General features: G+C 60.5%; 18 protein-coding genes. 5 read left to right on the top strand and 13 right to left on the bottom strand.

Annotated features, from left to right (window positions below):
* Positions 1 to 3: 3 nt before the first annotated feature.
* Genes G8E03_RS17735 through G8E03_RS15610 form a run of 4 tightly spaced genes read right to left on the bottom strand, consistent with a single transcriptional unit; the run spans position 4 to position 2,949 of the window.
* Positions 4 to 477, bottom strand: coding sequence for a type II CBASS E2 protein (locus tag G8E03_RS17735; protein WP_166194751.1), 474 nt, complete (start codon positions 475 to 477; stop codon positions 4 to 6).
* Positions 477 to 1,676 carry a nucleotidyltransferase domain-containing protein gene (locus tag G8E03_RS15620; RefSeq protein ID WP_166194748.1) on the bottom strand — a complete coding sequence of 400 codons (1,200 nt, stop codon included), beginning with the start codon at positions 1,674 to 1,676 and terminating at the stop codon, positions 477 to 479. Before G8E03_RS15620 ends, G8E03_RS17735 begins: the two co-directional genes overlap by 1 nt.
* On the bottom strand, positions 1,649 to 2,710 hold the full coding sequence (locus tag G8E03_RS15615) for a CBASS cGAMP-activated phospholipase (RefSeq protein WP_166194745.1): 1,062 nt from the start codon (positions 2,708 to 2,710) through the stop codon (positions 1,649 to 1,651). Before G8E03_RS15615 ends, G8E03_RS15620 begins: the two co-directional genes overlap by 28 nt.
* Positions 2,711 to 2,724: 14 nt before the next feature.
* Complete coding sequence (locus tag G8E03_RS15610) at positions 2,725 to 2,949, bottom strand: DUF2188 domain-containing protein (RefSeq protein WP_166194986.1); 225 nt, start codon at positions 2,947 to 2,949, stop codon at positions 2,725 to 2,727.
* Positions 2,950 to 3,057: 108 nt separating this feature from the next.
* Between G8E03_RS15610 and G8E03_RS15605 the strand changes: the two genes are divergently transcribed.
* Positions 3,058 to 4,137, top strand: a complete 1,080-nt coding sequence (locus G8E03_RS15605; RefSeq protein ID WP_240910493.1) for an XRE family transcriptional regulator — start codon at positions 3,058 to 3,060, stop codon at positions 4,135 to 4,137.
* Complete coding sequence (locus tag G8E03_RS15600) at positions 4,134 to 4,640, top strand: PIN domain-containing protein (RefSeq protein WP_166194739.1); 507 nt, start codon at positions 4,134 to 4,136, stop codon at positions 4,638 to 4,640. The genes G8E03_RS15605 and G8E03_RS15600 overlap by 4 nt, the downstream gene beginning before the upstream one ends.
* Before the next feature lie 153 nt (positions 4,641 to 4,793).
* Here G8E03_RS15600 and G8E03_RS15595 read toward each other — a convergent pair whose 3' ends face one another.
* From G8E03_RS15595 to G8E03_RS15585, 3 genes are read right to left on the bottom strand one after another with little or no spacing between them, the layout of a single operon-like run.
* Positions 4,794 to 6,794: a type IV secretory system conjugative DNA transfer family protein gene (locus tag G8E03_RS15595; RefSeq protein WP_166194736.1), complete on the bottom strand. Its 2,001-nt coding sequence runs from the start codon at positions 6,792 to 6,794 to the stop codon at positions 4,794 to 4,796.
* Positions 6,795 to 6,802: 8 nt separating this feature from the next.
* Complete coding sequence (locus tag G8E03_RS15590) at positions 6,803 to 9,136, bottom strand: relaxase/mobilization nuclease domain-containing protein (protein WP_166194733.1); 2,334 nt, start codon at positions 9,134 to 9,136, stop codon at positions 6,803 to 6,805.
* Positions 9,123 to 9,716 (bottom strand): transposase, encoded by a 594-nt coding sequence (locus G8E03_RS15585; RefSeq protein ID WP_166194730.1) that lies wholly within the window; start codon positions 9,714 to 9,716, stop codon positions 9,123 to 9,125. The genes G8E03_RS15590 and G8E03_RS15585 overlap by 14 nt, the downstream gene beginning before the upstream one ends.
* Positions 9,717 to 10,022: 306 nt before the next feature.
* On the opposite strand from G8E03_RS15585, the gene G8E03_RS15580 reads away from it, so the two are divergent.
* Entirely contained in the window at positions 10,023 to 11,453 is a 1,431-nt protein-coding gene (locus G8E03_RS15580; protein WP_240910491.1) for an IS1182 family transposase, read from the top strand.
* A 506-nt stretch (positions 11,454 to 11,959) separates the two neighbouring features.
* Here the strand turns inward: G8E03_RS15580 and G8E03_RS15575 are convergent.
* From G8E03_RS15575 to G8E03_RS15550, 6 genes are all read right to left on the bottom strand, one after another.
* A complete protein-coding gene (locus tag G8E03_RS15575) occupies positions 11,960 to 12,166 on the bottom strand; it encodes a hypothetical protein (protein ID WP_007120662.1) in 207 nt (68 codons plus the stop codon).
* A 529-nt stretch (positions 12,167 to 12,695) separates the two neighbouring features.
* Positions 12,696 to 13,625 (bottom strand): DUF2493 domain-containing protein, encoded by a 930-nt coding sequence (locus tag G8E03_RS15570; protein WP_166194724.1) that lies wholly within the window; start codon positions 13,623 to 13,625, stop codon positions 12,696 to 12,698.
* Positions 13,626 to 14,469: 844 nt separating this feature from the next.
* Positions 14,470 to 14,895 (bottom strand): ubiquitination-like system serine protease family protein, encoded by a 426-nt coding sequence (locus tag G8E03_RS15565; protein ID WP_166194721.1) that lies wholly within the window; start codon positions 14,893 to 14,895, stop codon positions 14,470 to 14,472.
* Entirely contained in the window at positions 14,885 to 16,069 is a 1,185-nt protein-coding gene (locus G8E03_RS15560; protein ID WP_166194718.1) for a ThiF family adenylyltransferase, read from the bottom strand. Before G8E03_RS15560 ends, G8E03_RS15565 begins: the two co-directional genes overlap by 11 nt.
* Positions 16,044 to 16,310: a multiubiquitin domain-containing protein gene (locus G8E03_RS15555; RefSeq protein ID WP_166194715.1), complete on the bottom strand. Its 267-nt coding sequence runs from the start codon at positions 16,308 to 16,310 to the stop codon at positions 16,044 to 16,046. Before G8E03_RS15555 ends, G8E03_RS15560 begins: the two co-directional genes overlap by 26 nt.
* A gap of 17 nt (positions 16,311 to 16,327) precedes the next feature.
* Complete coding sequence (locus G8E03_RS15550) at positions 16,328 to 16,561, bottom strand: DUF2188 domain-containing protein (protein WP_166194712.1); 234 nt, start codon at positions 16,559 to 16,561, stop codon at positions 16,328 to 16,330.
* A gap of 142 nt (positions 16,562 to 16,703) precedes the next feature.
* On the opposite strand from G8E03_RS15550, the gene G8E03_RS15545 reads away from it, so the two are divergent.
* Together G8E03_RS15545 and G8E03_RS15540 are read left to right on the top strand one after the other, a co-directional pair.
* Positions 16,704 to 17,027 carry a helix-turn-helix domain-containing protein gene (locus G8E03_RS15545; protein WP_067920594.1) on the top strand — a complete coding sequence of 108 codons (324 nt, stop codon included), beginning with the start codon at positions 16,704 to 16,706 and terminating at the stop codon, positions 17,025 to 17,027.
* On the top strand, positions 17,024 to 17,935 hold the full coding sequence (locus G8E03_RS15540; protein WP_166194709.1) for an ImmA/IrrE family metallo-endopeptidase: 912 nt from the start codon (positions 17,024 to 17,026) through the stop codon (positions 17,933 to 17,935). Before G8E03_RS15545 ends, G8E03_RS15540 begins: the two co-directional genes overlap by 4 nt.
* Positions 17,936 to 18,046 lie beyond the last annotated feature (111 nt).

Below are 18,046 nucleotides of genomic sequence, written 5' to 3'. Positions count from 1 at the left end.
ATTTCAGCACCGAGCCACGGCCCTGCGCATCGCCCGATTGCCAACTGGCTCAGGCTCTTCGCCGGGGTGTTGCCCTTCACCTTTCCAGTCGTCTGACCAAAGCCAATCTTCGAAATAATAGAGCCAAAGGTAAGTCCACGGAATGATGGTTTGGTCGATCCGCTTCCGCGCGTCCCATTCCCTAGCACCTGGAAGATAAAGACAAAGGCGCAGCGGATCTCTGTAGACGTGAGGCAAAGGACGCCCTGCCGCCAGCAACTCCAGATCCGGGTCGTCTATCTGAACACCGGGCGTTTGACCCGGCTGAAACGTGATAGTGGCAAGGTAGGAGCGCGCCAAGGCGGTCGGTTGTATAGGCTCTTGCCATGTCAATTTGTTTGCGCGGACCTGCCCCACACCACTGGTAGCCGGGCTTGCCTTCAGGAACAGCAGCTGCTGCGACAGGGTCAGGTCGTATTGCCCGCCTCGTCCTATCATCAATCACCGAAGAACGTATTTGTGGGCACGGTCGTTGATGCTGCGACCTTCGATGTCGTCAGCCCGACCACAGGTGCGACAGAAAGTAGACCCGATTTGCGACCATCCGACATCGCATTGACGTGGTTGCCGAAAACCCGTCCCGTGACACCGGAACCGAACGAACGCTCCATGTTCAATGACACACGGTCCTGACCAACAGCATCGCGAAGGACTTCAAAGTCGCACAGAGCTTGTGCGTGCCACGCATAGAACGCTGGTGCCCGGCGTTCATCCTTGTTCCAATTGTCGGCGAAGTTTTCCCCGTTGGTTGTCTCGTTCAGGATGGCATAGCCCCGCCGTCCGTCCAGAATGGGGCGGTCGATGAAGTGCGGCATCATCCGGATCGTTTCGACCAACAGATCCATTTCGTCATGGAAGACGTGGTTGCGCACGCAATATGCATAGGACTGCATCGCAAGGGTGGTAATGATAACGGAAATCGGGGCCACGTCTTGCGTGTTGTTCTGATAAAAAACGTCGCGGTGCCGTTTGAGCAATTGCACGATGCGGCGCAGGATGCCTTTCACTGCTTCTCGGACGGGGAACGGCTCCACCGTCGCCTCGTCCCGCTGCATGGCGATAAACTTGCCCGCAAAGGTAGGCCGGAGTGCGGCGCGCTCATCGAACAGGGTCTTGTAGGCCCGCGGGTTTGTCGGATGCCATTCCTTCAGAGCCCGGTCGGGCACCAATTCGCCCCGGTTGCCGCAGACCGGGTTTGCTATCGTCGGGGATAGGTCGAGGTGGAAGTCCCCCGCATAGTTGAGACGCCAACAACGCTTTTTTTCTTCGAGAAGACGCACATAGGTGGCGTGTTCCTTGAGCCAGTTTCCAACCGCCGCCTTCAGGGTCGCTGGTGAGATGCCGGACGCGATACCTGCACAAAAGCAGATCAGATCGACATCGAATTCCCGCCGCCCGATTGGCTTCACGGCCGTTCCAAGCGCACTGGACCCTTGGAGATAGACCAGAACACTGACGAGTAGGGGATCAGTTGAACCGGACAGCCAGTCTCCGACGGCACCATAGCTCTGGCGCGCACGATCAAACTGGGTTTCGGTGAGGTCCAGATCCTCGCCTACCTCGTCCAGGATGGTGAATATCTGCGTGCGCCGCCGAATATCACTGTCGGTCAGCGGCTGTCGCAACATCTGATCCATGCCGCTTTCTCCTTGAGTTGATATACCGGCACGAAGGTATCGGCAGGCTGGGCGAAAAAGATCGGGGTCAGGTGGGGCTTTGCTTTTCGGGCTTCTGACATACCGAGGCCCTTGAGGCGGCCGATCTTCGTGGTGTCATCCAAGGTAAAAAACCCGCTCGGGACAGACGGCGAAATGCGGTAGATGCGATCCCCATCGTAAGGGTCTCCCGTCAGAAGTTTTGCCATGCCGAGGGCGCCATGTGATTGCCCATCCGCGTAAAGGTTGAGGACTTTGAGTCCGAGGCCGGCAAACCCGGGGCTTTCGGGCAGCATGTAGACCTCGTCCAGACACCCCAGACTCAGAATGCGCAGGTCTGACGGGTGCCACCCCAGAAGGGTGATGGCTTCGACGACGGCAATGGCCGTGGGGTTGTTGGCCCATGTCCCGCCATCGGTCAGGCCGATATCATCAGCAGTGCGATGTCGCTTGAAATACGTAGGTGCCGCTGCCGTTGCCAGAGCAGCATCCAGCGCAGTCTTGCGATAATCGGTTTGCAGGCGCGTGTGATGCGCGGTCTTGTAGATATAGGGGCTGCGGAGATCGGCATCCCACGCTGGGATCACCAACCGGGTCTGTGAGTGCCCGATCAGATCGTCGTTCAGAACGGCCTTGAGCTCGCGGGCAAGAACTGCTGCATCGTGCTTTGGACCGACTACGTGCCGACCTGTGGCGGTGAGGGTGCGCCATGCCTGCCGTATCCTCCCCAGCGGTTCATCATCCGCATTGTCATGACCGAAGATGACAGGCCCGCGACGCTCGTAAAGCTCGAGCAACTCCTTTGCCGTGCGGCCGAGGCCAAGGCCGAGTGCGATGATGCCACCCGTCGATGTGCCCGCGATGAGATCGAAATAGCACCCAATGGGCTGGCCCAGATCTTCCTCGAGCCCCGCGAGGAATGCAGCGGGCATCGTGCCCTTAATCCCGCCCCCGTCGATGGAGAGGATGCGACGTATCTGCCTGTTGTTCCCACCGTTGCTCATCCTGACATCCATTCCGCTTATGCCCTTCAGCCTTTCGGCGGATACGGGTCCTTGCCATAGGTGTTGCGCTCGCGGATGCGACCGTTCTCGCCGTGGATCAGCATCTCGCTGCCCTGACGAATGACGGATTCCCGCGCGGCCGTGATGGCCTCGCGCTGCGTGCCGTGGACGAAAGACGCACGGGAGTTACCCGCCCTCTTCACTGTCCAACCGCTTTCATGCGGCACAACATGCTGTTTTTTCTTAGAAATTTTAAGCCTCACGTGTCGATTTCAGTTGACGATTCGACAACCTTGTGTTTAAATATACAGTAAGAAATGGCGTTTATCAACCACAACAGTAACCGCCGGGAGAGGATCATGTTCGGACAAAGACTGCGACTTGCCCGCAAGCGGGCGGGTCTATCCATGCAAGCGCTCGCGGAGCGCGTAACCCCAAACGTGTCGGCACAGGCCATCAGCAAATACGAGGCGGACAAGATGATGCCGTCTTCGTCGGTGCTGGTCGGCCTCGGCAAGGCGCTCGGCGTGTCACTGGACTTCCTGCTCGGCGGTCAGGTCGAAGCTCTGGAAAGCGTCGAGTGGCGAAAGAACTCGACCGCCTCGGCGCAGGATCGCGCGATGGCGGAATCCATTGTGATCGAGAAGCTCGAAGACTATCTTGCCATCGAGGACATCCTCGACATGCACCCCGCTGAAGACCCCTTCGCCGCGCTGCGCGTGGACATGGTGGCCGATGAAGAGGCCATCGACGCCAAGGCGCGGGACGTGCGGCGCGAGTGGCAGCTTGGGATCGACCCGATCCCGAGTATGACCGCCCTGCTCGAAGACAAGGGACTCAAGGTCATCGAGGCCGATCTCCCGGAACGCATCAACGGGCTGGCCTGTCATGTCGAACGGGCGGAGGGCGCACCGACTGAGGTGATCGTCGTCTCGCGGCACACCAATGTCGAACGCAAGCGCTTTAACCTCGCCCACGAACTCGCGCACCGGATCATCACCGAAACCGGCAATGCCGCACTGAAAAAGGAACCCTCGATGCACCGCTTCGCGGGGGCGTTCCTCATTCCGCGTGAGCATCTGGAAGAGGAAGCTGGCCGAAACCGTCACGGCATGACCTGGATAGAGATCATGCGGCTCAAGCGCACCTATGGCGTCTCCGCCGCCGCGATGCTCGTGCGGCTCGGCCAAGTGGACATCCTGTCGAAGAGTGCGGTGGAATATGCGTTCAAGACCTATGCGCGAAGCTGGCGGCGCGAGGAGCCGGAGCCTATCGGTCCAGGCGAGGGCTTCGCGGCTTTCGAGAAGCCGCAGCGCTTCGAGCGCCTCGTCTGGCGCGCGCTCGGCGAGGAGATGATTTCCCCCGTGCGGGCGGCGCAAATGCTCGGGCTCCCCTTGAGCGTTGTCGAACGCGACATCAGGGGGCCTCGTGACCAGTGACCTGTGTTGTCGTCAATGATGCGTCCTGTCTGATCGACTTGAAGAAGGGAGAGTTGCTGCACGTCCTGCTGCGGCTGCCCTATCGCTTCATCGTGCCCCTGCCCATCCGTGAGGAGGAGCTGCTCGATTTCACGGCGCAGGAATGGCGGATGCTCGAAGACGGTGGCCTTGCCACCTATGACCTGCCAGCCGAGGAAGTCGCGCAGGTGGTTGCGCTGAAGCGTGAGCACAGCCGGCTGTCAGCCTATGACTGCTTCGCTCTGGTCACGACAACCTGCCAGGAAAACGGCATCCTCCTGACCGGCGACAATCTTCTGCGCAAAGTCGCCACCGCCCGCGCCGTGCGCGTTCATGGCGTCCTGTGGATCATAGACGAATTGCACACCGCCGAAGTCTGCGAGGTCGAGCTTCTTGTTTCCGCACTGCAAATCTGGCGGGCGGATGAGGCGGTCTTCCTGCCTCCTGCCGAGATCGACAAGCGGCTGCGCCGTCTGGGGGCATAATCTGAACAAGGTGGAGATGGCTGGACCCTGCCCACGACGTTCCCAGCGAGAGATCGAACGGTCGTGCAAGCCAAACCCTCTTTTTGGCGAAAAAACACCGTTTGTTTCATTCAGCGTTACGGAAGCTACGGGCAGGTCGCCATGCCCGCCACCCTATCGAGCAACCAGCTTTTCGCCATCCCCCTCCTGCAGCATCGCTTCCATTTCATCCAATCCACCCATGGCGGTGCGCATCTGCGCTTCATCAACGACGCTCACTGCCTCGGCATCCAAGACCTGGCTCCCAAAATCCATCTCCATCTGGCGCTGTTCCACGGCGATGACGGCTTGAACGACAGGCGCGGTCTTCTTTGAAGTGGCGTCGGTTTGTCGTGACAGTTGACCCCCAGAAGCCTGAGCTGAGTTTTCCACGACGGCGTCAGGTCCACTTGGTCCATTCGAAGGCGGAGTCATCGGCATAGCGCGCACACTCAGCGGCAGATTGCCTTGCGGCCCCCCTCCCCCCAGCTCCGGAAACGGCAACTCGCCCGTCTGCGCAGCATGGATCGCCTTGAACAGCCGATCGTCAAAATATTGGATCCGCTTTGCCCGGACCGGCATTTGCGCATCGATCACCATGACGATCTCGTCGAGCGGCAGGCGGCGCGCCTCGTCTTCAGGGAGCAAGGAGCTTTCTTCGGTCCGGGTCGACTGGCTGCGCCCTTCAAAGGGGTTCTTGCCGATGGACTGGGAGCGCGTGACCACGGTCTTGGTGGTCTTGCCAACCGCCTTGCTCAGCTCTTCGACGGTTTTTTCATCCGAAGGCGTCAGGTAGAGCTTCACACCGGCATTGCCTTGCAGGGCGCGGCGGGTGTTCTCGCCATAGATTTCATCGAGGGCGGGGATGGTTTGGGTGACCACGGCCAGGTGACCCCGATAGGTCCGCAGGGTCTCGATGCTCTCGACCACGATGGGCATCTTGCCCAAGCGATTGAACTCGTCGAGCATGATCATTACGGGCCACGGCTCATCCGGCCCGGGGTCCTTTTCCTGCATGGCGGACAGGAGATCGGAAAAGAAGAGCCGGATCAGCGGCGCGAGGGGTTTCACCATCAGCGGCTGGACCACGAGGTAGACCGAAAAGGGCTTCTTGCGGATCGTGCGGAAATCAAAATCCGACACCGCCGTCGCCTCGTCTATGGCCGGGTTCTGCCATTGATCGAGCCCCGAGGTCATCAGAAGCGAGACGTAAGAGGTCAGCGTATCGTTGTTGGTCGAGGCGAGCCGCGTGAAGACCAGCTTGGCGGCCCGGTTGTCGACCTCGTGGCCGCGCGCGAAATACTCCTTCTGCTTATTCCCGCCCGAAGCGGCGATGCGGTAGATCTCGCCCAAGGTGGGGCGCTTGCGCTGGAAGGCCAGAAGCCCTGCCGCCACGAAGAGATCGATCCCGCCCTTGAGCAGCCCCTGCACCCGGTCGTTGTCGCTCTGCAGGAAGAGGGTCGCCAAGAGCTGCAATTCCATCTGCTGGCGCGCGGGGTCCTTCAGCTCGAAGATACGCAGGAGCGGGTTGTAGCGATGCGTGCGCTTGCCCTCCCAATCGGTGGGGGCGAAGCGATAGACTTGGTCGCCTTGGGCGGCGCGGTGCCTGGCCGTTGCCTCGAAACATTCGCCCTTTACATCGAGCGTCACGGTGGAGCCTTGCCAGGTCAGCAGGTTCGGAATGACAAAGCCCGTGGTCTTGCCGCGGCCCGTGGGGGCCACGATCAGCGCGTGGGGGAAGACCTTCGAGCAGATGTAGTTGGCCCGGGAGCCCGGCGGCCCCAGCCTGCCGAGGATGAACCCCGTACCGGGCGCCCCGAAGAACCCGTTGGCCTTCATCTCACGCGCGGTCTGCCAATGGGTCTGGCCAAACCGTGTAAGGGCGGACCCTGAGAGGGCGAGGCTCAGCATCAGGCCGGCGGCGGCGAAGCTGCCGATGATCAGGTGAATAAGTTGGGCGTCCTCCGGGCGGCGGTCCAGGATCGCCATGTAGTTTTGCGCGATATAGGCAAAGTCGATCTCGGCGCCAAAGCCGAGATCCTGGTAGGTCAGCACCGCCGAGGCGATGGTATAGCCCATGGCCCCGGTCACCAGCGTCACGAGCAGAACGCCCGTGGCGATCCGCGCTTTTCCCATGGAGGCGCTCAATGGACCTGACCCCGCTCGGTCTCGCCATCCACGTCTGTCGCGCGGTGTTTTTCGTATTCGGTGTTGGCAAGATCATCGACCACCTGGCGCAAGGCCTCCGTGTTGGCCGTCGCGGCATCGGATTGCAGATAGACCTTGGCGACATAGAGCCGGTCGAGGCGGTCCTCGAGAACCTTCTCCAGCGCATCGGCATCGCCAGATGTGAGCCGGTCGAGCTGGCGGTCATCCAGCACCCGCGCAATTTCATCTCGAAATGCGTCCCGCTCCGCCTCGGTCTCGAAGGGCGCGGACAACTCCCCGGCCCGCTCATGATCAAGGACACGTGCAATCTCCTCTGGGACACGGTCGGAACGGTCAAACTGCGCCGCCGTTTCATCGCGGGTGGCGGGGATGTCGTCACGCGTGCCAGACCCAAGCCCGTCGCGCATCTCGGTTTCGCGGCGGACCTGATTGATGGCCTCCGTGTCGCGTATTTCGACGACGGCCGCATAGGTCGCACCGAGCCCGCGGGCAAGGTGGGACGGCATGTCCGGATAGCGCGCGCGCAAGTCATCCGTGACTGCATCTGCAACGGGCGTGCGGACGTCGCGTCCTGCTATGATCCGGTCGACTTCGCGGGTGATCTCGCTGGCGCGGGCCGCATCGGTGATGGTCTCCCTGTAGGGCTCAGACCGGTCAATCACATCGCCAGGACGTGAGAGCAGATCCGGGTGTGCCTCGAGATATGCACGCTGCTCCGTCTCGATCCGGCGCTCCGCTCGCGATACGACCTCCCAATCCCGGTCCTCGATCTGCTGCGCTGTCAGACCGTCTGCGCGCATCTCCTGACGGATTGTCCCTTCCATCGTCCGGACCGCGCCCTCATGATAATGGAACCGCTCGCCGACCGGTTCCGCTTCCATGACGCCATCCTGCCGCAGCACGTTTTCCCGTTCCAACAGCGTGCCAAGTTCGACATGCACATCGTTGAGAATGTCGCGCGCCTGTTCCAGATCGGCGCGGCGTTCAAGGTTCAGATCGCGCGCCTCGGCCACTTTGGAGAGATCATTGGCGATCCATTGATGCTCGAGCGCTGCATTTGAGGCGCCCGTCTCAATCCGGGCCACCACTTCCGATGTGCTGATCCCGGTGCCTCGTAGTGCGACGTCAATGCGCGATCTCAGATCGGGCTCCGCCAGACGCGTGAGCTGATTGGTGTCGATATTCGCCTCGGAATAGATCCCGCCTTCCGACGGCGCCTCGGAGAGCGTGGATGATCGCAAACCGAGAGGCTGCATGTGCTGGACCTGCGTCTGGATCTCGATGAGGCGTTTTTCCAGCACGGGACGTTCCGCATCAGACTTCTCGGCGATCATGCCCTGCACCCGCGCGAGCTTTTCCGCATAGAGGCTTCTCAGATCCTCGAAACTCTGATCCTCGGCCATATACACATCTCCTGTTCGGTCCACCTGCCCGCCATGCGCCAGCACTTCGCCCGCGCGGAACAGCGCCGCGGCAATATCCTCGCGGGCCTCCCGGGAGGCCTCTGCGGCAAGCGAGTGGCAGACAGTTCTGGTATTGGCGATCTCCGCCAGCGTCCGCGTCAGGTCCTGCCCCACGCGTTCGCGCTCGCGGGGCGCGCGACCCTCTTCTTTCGCCGCATAGACCTCGCTGGTGCGGGCGGGGTAATGCACCACACCGCGATCGACGCGACGCGTGGCTTCCAGGCGCACGCCGTACTTTTCCGCCTCCTCGACCATGGCGAGCCGGAAGTCGTCGTAATTGAAGCGATGGTTGCGCCCCAGAAAGAAGAACTCGCCTTCCTGCGAGCGGCGGTTCAACACCAGATGCGCATGGGGGTGATCGCGGTCCTCATGCACCGCGATGATGTAATCAAAATGCCCCGCGTCGGTCTGAAAGAACCGCTCGGCCACGTCCGTCGCGATGTCGCGCACATCCTCGCCGCGCGTGCCGATCGGGAAGGACATGAGCATGTGGGTGGTCTGCCCGAGCTTTGGCTTGAAGCCTGCATCCCACCGCTTGGCAAAGCGCTCTGTGAGGTCCTTGATGTCGCCCGCCTCGAGCTTCGCCTTGCCATCCAGAAACCCGCTGCTGTCGACGATATGTGTGGACTTCGTGGTGAGGTAATCGAGCTGGTTTGCGAGCTGCGATTTGGTATGCGTACCCCCGCCCCGGATTGCCTTGAAGACCGCTGGCCGGTGTCCCGCGGCCGCGCGCATGAGCTGTTTCTGCTTGGCGACATGCAGCCCCTGCATCGAGCCCCGGATCCGGCTCCAGCCATCCCGGAAGACCTCCCCGGTAACTGCGTCTACAGCATCATTCAGCCGCATGGGCAAACTCCCTCAGCGCGGCCGTGGCCTCGAGCTGCATCGCGTCTCGACGGCGGCGCAGGAGCAGATCGATCTCGTCAGCGGAATCCAGGATGAACCGCGCCAACCCGCGCATCTGCGCGAGGCGCAATTCGGAGAACTCGGCACGCGTGCCCCCCACGGCCCCCTGCCCCATCCGGTTGGCCCGCGTCATCTGCTTGGCGATTTGCGCGACCCCATTGCCGACCTCATGTAGAGACGCCCGGTAGCGCGCCATCTCAACAGCCATCTGCGCGTCCGGAACGAACACCCCGCCTGCCGCCTGAATGAGCCGCCGCAGCCCCTCGGCCCGGCTCTCGATCCCGGCCTCGGCCAACACCGCATCGAGCGCCTCAAGCTCCGCCGCCGTGACCTTCACACTGACCGCTGAGACCGGGATCGCGGCGTCCGTCTGGCGCTCGGCATCAGCTTTCAAGACGTAGCGCACGGCCCGCGATGTGACCTCGAAACGCTCAGCCAGCTCAGACGTCGACACACCTTCCGCAGCCTCGCGGACGATCTGCATCTTCTCGATCTCTGTCAGGCGTTTTGTTCGGGACATGCGGAAGAAAGACCCCCTATTTCCTGCCACCTTCCACCAAGGCTGCCCCCACCTTACGATAATATACCTATCTGTCAATTATATACTTACGTCGCAATCAGTCTCAGGCAGCCTCGGTGTCCGCTTCCCCAGCGGACCGCAGGGACGCGGCTCTGCCGCCCTCACCACCGGGCGACCCACCTGTCCTAGGGGTCCCGTCCGCCAGCCCCGCCCGAGGCTCTGGCCGAACACGCATCAGACCGTGTGAAAACGGCGGCTTGGGATTCCAGCGTTCGAGCTTCTGCGGTATGCTGAGACATGAGATACATGACCGGAACACCACGTTCGCAATCACTGCTATTACCCGAGCGCGTTGACGACTACGTTAGCCCAAACAATCCAGTGCGGTTTATCGATGCCTTTGTTGACGGGATTGACCTTGCTGCAGCCGGGTTCGCACGGGCGAAGCCCAAGCCGACCGGCCGACCAGGTTACGATCCTGCTGACCTGCTGAAACTCTACATCTACGGTTACTTGAACCGAGTACGTTCAAGCCGCCGTTTGGAGGCCGAAACACATCGCAACCTTGAGGTGATCTGGCTGATGCGGCACCTCAAACCCGACTTCAAGACGATTGCAGATTTCAGAAAGGTCAACCGATCAGCATTTCGGGATGTCTTCCGGCAGTTTGTCCGGCTGTGCCGAGATCTTGATCTCTTCGGGCGCGAGTTGCTGGCCGTGGACGGGACTCGGATCAAGGCCGTTAACAACAGTGGGAAGAATTTCACCAAAGCTTCGCTCAAGCGCGACTTGGCTTTGATCGACAAGCGACTGGATCATTATCTCTCTTCCCTTGGAAACGCCGATGCAGAGGATGGCGGCAACGCTGATGTTGCGTCGAAGGATGACATTTCCAAGAAAATCGAAGCCATGAAAGCCAGGCGCGAACGACTGATCGGCCATCAAAAAACGTTGGAAGAGACTGGCGCGGATCAGCTCTCTTTGACCGATCCTGATGCCCGCGCAATGGACCGAAACACACGGGTCGGCGTTGGGTACAACATTCAGATCGCTGTGGATGTGAAGCACAAATTGATCGCCGAGCAACAAGTCCATTCAAAAGTGAGCGACATTGGGCTGCTCGCTGCAACCGCAGTTGCGGCACGCGAGGCGCTGGATGTTAAGTGCATCAATGTGGTCGCTGACAAGGGGTATTTCGCGATTGAGGATATCGAAGCCAGTGAGGCAGGGAACGCCTTTCCAATTGTCCCAAGGCCGCGGCGTGGCGCTGCCGCGAGCAGGAACTTGTATGTCAAAGAGCGATTTCAATACGACGCGACGGCGGATCAATACACCTGTCCCGGAGGTCAGACGCTCCCCCCGACTGGGAAAAAGCAATATGTCCGAGACGGTGTTTTCGAGCAGAAGTATCGCAACTACCGCGCCTGCAAGCAGTGCCCGATCAAGCGGCAATGTACTGGAAGCGATGCTCGAACTATTTCGCGATATGAAAACGAAGAGGTGCTGGAGCGAATGGCTGAAAGACTTGCCGCCCGCCCCGAAGCGCTCAATCAGCGCCGCGAAACGGTCGAGCACCCCTTCGGATCCATCAAGCAATGGATGGGGCAAGGCGCGTTTCTGTCACGCCGCCTCGACAACGTTCGCGGCGAGTTCAGTCTCACTGCTCTCGCCTACAATATCCGCCGGGCGATCACGTTGGTCGGTGTGCCGACTTTGATCGAAGCGGTACGGCCGTAGAGCCAATTGCCTGCGGCGATTTCAGCGCCAAAGAAGCGCGGGCTAGCCTTTTCGGCCCCATATGGCCTCTGCCGGGCGATTTTGAGCCGCTCCAAACCAATTTTCACTCAATAGATGCAAACCCAATCGTTCCACGCATTCGTGGACACTGGGGTGCCATTTTCACACGGTCTGGCATGTGTTCGGACGGAACTGCGGGCGGGCGCAAACCCCTCCGACAGGGCGGACAGGCAGGGTCAAGGGAGGCCAGATTTGGCTCGGCCCAAATCTCTGCCGCAAAAACCGGGAGGCCCTGGCCGACAGGTTTTTGCGGATGGCCCCCTTGAGGCTGACTGGCCGGTCTGTCGCGGCCAGATCATTCCGAGCAGCGATAATCCTTCGGTCGCGAGCGACCGGCAGCTTCGTGAGGTCGCCTCGGGCGATCTGACCGCCGGACCGGGCATTCCTGGAACAAGGATCGGGCCGCCCCCGGATCGTCCTGGGGCGGCCCATCCTCGTCAGAGGATTCAGTCCTGGGGATCTTTCGCGCTCGGCGGGAACATTACCAGTTCCGAGACCGCGACAGGGAAGTCGAGCTTGAGGCTGAAGAACTCCGAGCCGTCCCCGTTGCGGGTGTTGCGGAACATGGCACCCACGCGCTGGAAGCGGGTGCGCTCCTGGCCATCGGTGTCGGTGAACTTGACGGGGACGGTGGCGACGTAGTGGTTGGTCATTTGGGTTACTCCTTGTTGCGATGGGGATCACCCGGCACGGGGGCAAGAGGCCCGGTCGCAAGCGCAAATGCGGAGGGTCCGCGGCCAGCCGTGGAAGCCGTATTTGTGCTTGCCGAAGCGAAGCTGAGGGCACGAACGGGCCGACCCCGTGCGATCCACATCTATGAGCAAAAAGGAGTGATCCGGATGACCCTTGCCACCACGCCAGCGCCACCATCCGCGTCTCGCCGAGCCTGGCCGGGGTGCTGACGCTGCCCGCCCGCGGGGGTGCGATGTTCCGAAACACGCCCGCGGAACCTACAGGTCTTCAGCCTCATGTGCGATGTCTCGACCCCTCGCGTCTTACGCTGCTGACGATGTGTGTGCGGGGCGCACCATCCCCAGCACGCACCGATGCGGATGGGCCGCATTGTGACGGACCGGGTAGAGGGATGACAGTGCTGCCGCCGCGAGCTGCCGGTCACGCGTGCCCGACCACACGCCCCGTGAGACATGACGAAAGGGCCGCGCCAAGCGCGACCCCCTCTCTTCACTCCTGCGACGCCGTCTTCGCCGGGTCCGCAACCCGCATGACCGTCAGGCCTTTCGCTTCCGCCTTCTGCCCGAGGTTCAGCGCGACACCGTTGCCGCCGAAGAGTACAACCCCCGTCGCCGCGAACTTGTCGTCCAGCATTTCGTCGTTGCACTTGAACGGTGCCGCCCGCCCGTGCGCGGACCAGCGCGGATCGAACCGCGCCTGCGCGACACCCCGTGCCCGCGCCCACCGGGCCGCAATCATCTCCGCCCCGTGCTTGCCACCCTTGTGGCAGAGGAAGATCTCCTGGTTGCGGTTCTGCTTGATCCGTTCGCGAACCTTGTCGAGCGTGTTGAAGATCACATCGACATCGGTCCAGTCGGTGGCGCCCGAGACGATCAGGGGCACCCCCTCGACTTTCGACTTCGCGGCAGTTTCGCGGTCGTGCTGCTCCAGGAGCTGCCGTGCCTCGAAAACCGCCCCGGTCTCTTGCGCCCGGACGCTGGCGCGCGAGCCTGCCGCCGGGATGAAGGCGTGACCCGTCTCGATCTCGTAGCATTCCGCCGCCGCCTCGCTCATCACCTCGATTGCGCCGACGATCTCGCGCAGTTGCAGAAAGCGGGCCTGCGCCTCTTCGAGCGCGGTCTCGGCGATCTCCGATCCGTCGTGGGATTTTGCCAGCGCGCCGATCTTGTCGGCGGTGCGGTCGACCTCCTTGCCGAGCGCCACCTTGCGCCGCTGCAGGATCGTCGCGAGTCCATGGGCCAGCGGTTCAATCTCTGCTTCAAGCCCGGTCCCGCGCAGCTGCCCGAGCAAAGCCTCGAAGCTCTCGCGGATGATGCGGTCGGTCAGGATGTGATCTTCTGGGATCGGTAGCTGCGCGTCCTTCTCGGTCAATCCGAAAAGTTCGATGGTCTCGTAGGTGTTTGCAGTGTCGTAAGCCATGTCTGGTCTCCAGTGTTCGGTTCCAAGGCCACCACGTGAGTGTGGGGGCATGGCCGAATGCCTGGTTTCCGAATCTGCCCGGGTCAGGGACGGCGCAGCCGCCGGCTTGCCGGGCGCAAAAGTTTTCTGCGCGCAGCACCGGACACATGCGCACCCTCACGCACGGGACCGCACCGCGCCACGGGCCCCGCCCTCGCCGAAAAGTTTTGTGATCCTTGACGCGGGCTGATTTGGGGGCCATCCGGAGGATATGCTTCCGCACTCATGTGTGTGTGTTTTGACGGTAGGTTTGCCCGACACGAGCAGGCAAACGGCCCGACCGGACGCGGGAGACGGATGAATCGGCGGGATCGTTTTGCCCCGCAAAACAGACCAGAGCGCAATCCGGCGGAGCGGCCAGGGAGGGACGTGCTCGCGAGGCGGGCAAACCGGGATGCCGGGTGCGACGCCGCGGTGAGGCCGCATGGCCGAATGCGCGACGGACCGAAGGGCCGTTCTCCCCTGCGACACGCGAAGCCGAGCAGGGGAGGCCGCAAGGCTGGGACTCAGGTTGATGTGCAGGCGTTAACGCTGCCGACTATACGAGTGTGTTTTCGCCAGCATTCGCCGTGATGGGCGGGAGCCAGTCATTCGCTGCGCCTCGGACGAACGGCAGCGATGCGCAGGAAGTGGACTTCGCAAAGTTGCGGGTTTTGACGGCGGGTGGGGATACATATGCTGCATGCGCATCTGGATAAACCGTCTTTCGCCGTAGATGCAGCCGCCATACATCATCGAGCGGAAGGGATTCGGGACAAGGACAAAACCGTTCTCGCGGTAAGGGTATCGGCGTCGGAATTAACCATTACTTGCCGCTTAGCCACCGCTGGACACGTTGCCAAAGACCTTGTGGCGCATCCGCATTCGCCCTTGCTGCGGGGGCTTCCGGCGCATCGTAATAGCGACCTTTGGCGCGACGGTCGTGAGCCCGTCCTGCTGCAATCTGTTCATCGCTCATATCGCCTGCCCATCGGATATTGCTGTGCTTGATCCAGTAATGCGACCGGCAGGGAAAACTCCAGTTTCCGATGGATGGCGAGAGAGACACAGATACACCGTCATAACCCATCTTCCAATCCGTCGGGCTTAAAGGCGTGACCACTTCACGGCCGCAGCCACAGGCGCATTTATGAACGGCCGTCGCGTAATCCATGGCAAGATAAAGAACGCCCTCCTCAGTCCGCTCGGGGATCGCATCTACAAATTTATGGATAATTTTCTTAATCGTCATCGCGCCTGTCCATGTTGTTTATCATGTTGCCGTCAATCGTGTAGTTGCTGGAATGCTCGCCCTCAAAATCGGCATAAAATCCAACCAGTTTTTTCCATCTGATCACCGCAAGCGTTGCGTTCAGAGCGTTCAGGTCAGCGACTTGGATGTTGGTGGCGTAAGCTTCATCGATCTCTGCTTCGCCCATGCCCACGCGGCGGCGTAGCGGTTCGCGCCGCTCAGCTGTGCTCAGCGTCACCCGCAGCACGCCGACCAAGGCATCGTCGCCCATCTCGATGCCCATACCAACATCGATGAAGGGGATGCCCTGTTCTTCGAGGCGTTCGACTGCCGGGCGTTTGGCGATGCCGGAGTCGACGCACACAAAGACGAAATCCATCTCGTCTAAAAGGTCCGCGTTGGAGGCGTCGAGATAAACCGGGTACGGGACGATCCCCTTGCGCATGGGCTCATACAGCGTCGCGAAGTAATCGACCTTCTTTTTCCGCTCCCGCAGAGTTTCGATACTCGGCGCGCCGGGGCTACGGAAAGCGTTGTGCTGAAGAAAATCATCCCCATCGACGAGATGCAGTTCGCGGATCGGCGTCTTGGCGATCAGATCGAGCACGTAAGAGCCTGTGCCGCCGAGACCGACAATGGCGACCTTGTTCATCGCCAGTTTGTCTGAGAGGGCGCCAATCCCGGCCCGTGTCGAGGCCGTGTCATGGTAGTTGAATACCGGATCGGGGTCATCGGAATTTGCCACCACGTAGCTGCGTGCATCCGCTGTCGGATCGATCTTCCGCGCGGGGGATGCGATCATCTCCACATAGGTGGTCATCTTGTGCTCGTAGTCGCGGTAGCCCTCTTTCGGCTTAGCCGAAAACATATGGTCTACCGTGATGTCTTTACCGAGGCTCTGGCGTTTGCTGGAATGCCTGATGCCTTCGAGTGTTTTGCCGTCCTGATCGCAAGGATGTTCGCCCACGAAATAGGTCTTGTGGTCGCTCGGCGTCATCGTCTCGCCCCCGTTCATCTGCAGAACAGAGACGAGCGAACCAAGCTTTACCTCGCGATTGGCGTTCACGTAGGGCACGCTGGAGATCACGAGGTGGCCACCTTGTACAGCCACCTCGTATCCGCCTTCTTCGAGGGCCTTGAGATCGGCGTTACGACTTATCAGTTGCCGTGACATTGAAGATCATGCCCTCCTTCAGCTTCACGGTATCGCCGTCATCCAGCGTGCCCTCGGGCTTGTTGCCTTGGCCGCGCCGGTACGTGATCGTGAAGCAGATCAACTCGCCCGTGGGCGGGTTTTCGTAAGCAAGGGCGACCAGATCGTCCTCGCCAAGCTCCGTCGCCGTCACCGTCTTCTCGCGGCCATTCACGACAATCGTGTACTCTTTGTCGGGTTTGCCTTTTTCGTCTTTCGCCATGGCTATGACCTTTCTGTTTAACCTTTGGGCGGGAACGGATCGCCACCGTGGCTATCGCTGCTGGCGATCCGTCCGTCGCGGTTGTGGATGCGCAGTTCGCTTTGTTGGTTGCGGCTGATTTCACGTCCGCGATCAACAGCGTCCTGCTTCGTTTCATGGTGGCTGCTTGCGCGGGATGCGCCGCCACGCTTCACATCCCATCCGCCTGCCGGGTTCGGCACGACATGATGGGTCTTCGGTCCCTTAGTCATGTTTCTCATACCTCCTGTTCGTTAGGGGGTGCAGGCACAAAAAGTACGCTTACTCCGAACATCATATATTTGTTGAAAGTCAGAAGTCAAGCACTTAAAGTACGTCTTTACCGAACAAGAAGATCGATGGGGAGGCCGCCACATGACCAACAGCCTGGGAGAGAAGATTCGCCGCTTACGGAAGGAGCAGAAGCTAACGCTCGACAAACTCGCCGAACTCTCCGGCTCCAGCAAAAGCTACATTTGGGAGCTGGAGAACAAGAATCCGCCGCGACCATCTGCGGAAAAGCTGACTAAGATCGCTGAAGTTCTTGGCGTCACGATTGAATACCTGCTCGACGAAAAGCAGGCGATATCAGAAGAGGATGCAGTCGATGTGCAGTTCTATCGCGAATACCGGCACATGGACGCCGACACCAAAGAAAAAATTCGCGAGATGGTAAAGCTATGGGGGAAGCCCGGATGAGCAAGCCAAAGTCGCCACAACGATGGGCATACGATCTGACCATCATCCTGAACACCTTGGGTGGCGACCACCGCTTTCCGGTGAACGTTGGAGCGCTTGCCTACGATTTTTCCAAGCAGCGCTTTCCTGAAGATCCGATAAGTCTTGTGCAGGGCGCCCCGCTGAAAGGGTTCGAGGGCGCCTTGATGAAGGCGCCGCCCGGCGAAAAAGGCTGGGGCATTTTCTACAATTCCGACACAGCGTCGCCGGGACGTATCAACTTTACGCTCGCCCATGAGTTCGGGCACTACCTCCTGCACAGACAGGATCATCCTGACGGTATCCGTTGCAGTTCCGAGGATATGGAACGCTGGGACAGCAACTACCGGCAGATCGAGAAAGAGGCGAACGAGTTTGCCGCAAATCTACTCATGCCGTTGGATGACTTCCGCGCGCAGATCGCCCCGAAATCCCAGCCTGACCTGGAAGCTTTGGGAGAGTGCGCTGATCGCTACGGCGTATCCCTGATCGCAGCGACGCTGCGCTGGCTGCAGTACACCGAGCGCCGTGCAGTTCTTGTGAAGTCTATCGACGGTTTTATTCATTGGGGGTGGTCAAGTGGTCGCGCCTTGCGCACGGGCGCTTATTTCAAAACGTCCGGCCGACCACCAATCGAGATACCGGCAGCTGCGATTCCGGCAACGGATGCAGAGCTAATTAGACGAAAGGCAACGCGAGAGCATGAGGCGGGCGTCTGGTTCAAAGAGCCCTGCACCGAGCATGCTCTGGTCTCCGAAGTCCACGACTTTGCGCTTTCCCTTATCCATCTTGGGGATGCACCATCACGCTTCGAACTTTCCGAAGAGGCCGAGGAAGACACATACGACCGTATGATGAGCCGCACGCCCGGCTCTTCTTGGCTGAGCTAGAAAAGCCCCAAAGACTGATCTATTAAATTAGATCGTAAACAGAGTATGATCTATAAAAGCAGATCATGCCTTGAAATTGCAAGTCTTACATGATACATTTAAGTAGATCAG

Source organism: Pontivivens nitratireducens, from assembly GCF_011290545.1.
Classification (GTDB): Bacteria; Pseudomonadota; Alphaproteobacteria; order Rhodobacterales; family Rhodobacteraceae; genus Pontivivens; species Pontivivens nitratireducens.
Note: the sequence above shows the minus strand (reverse complement) of the source record. Positions and strands in the feature narration are given on the sequence as shown.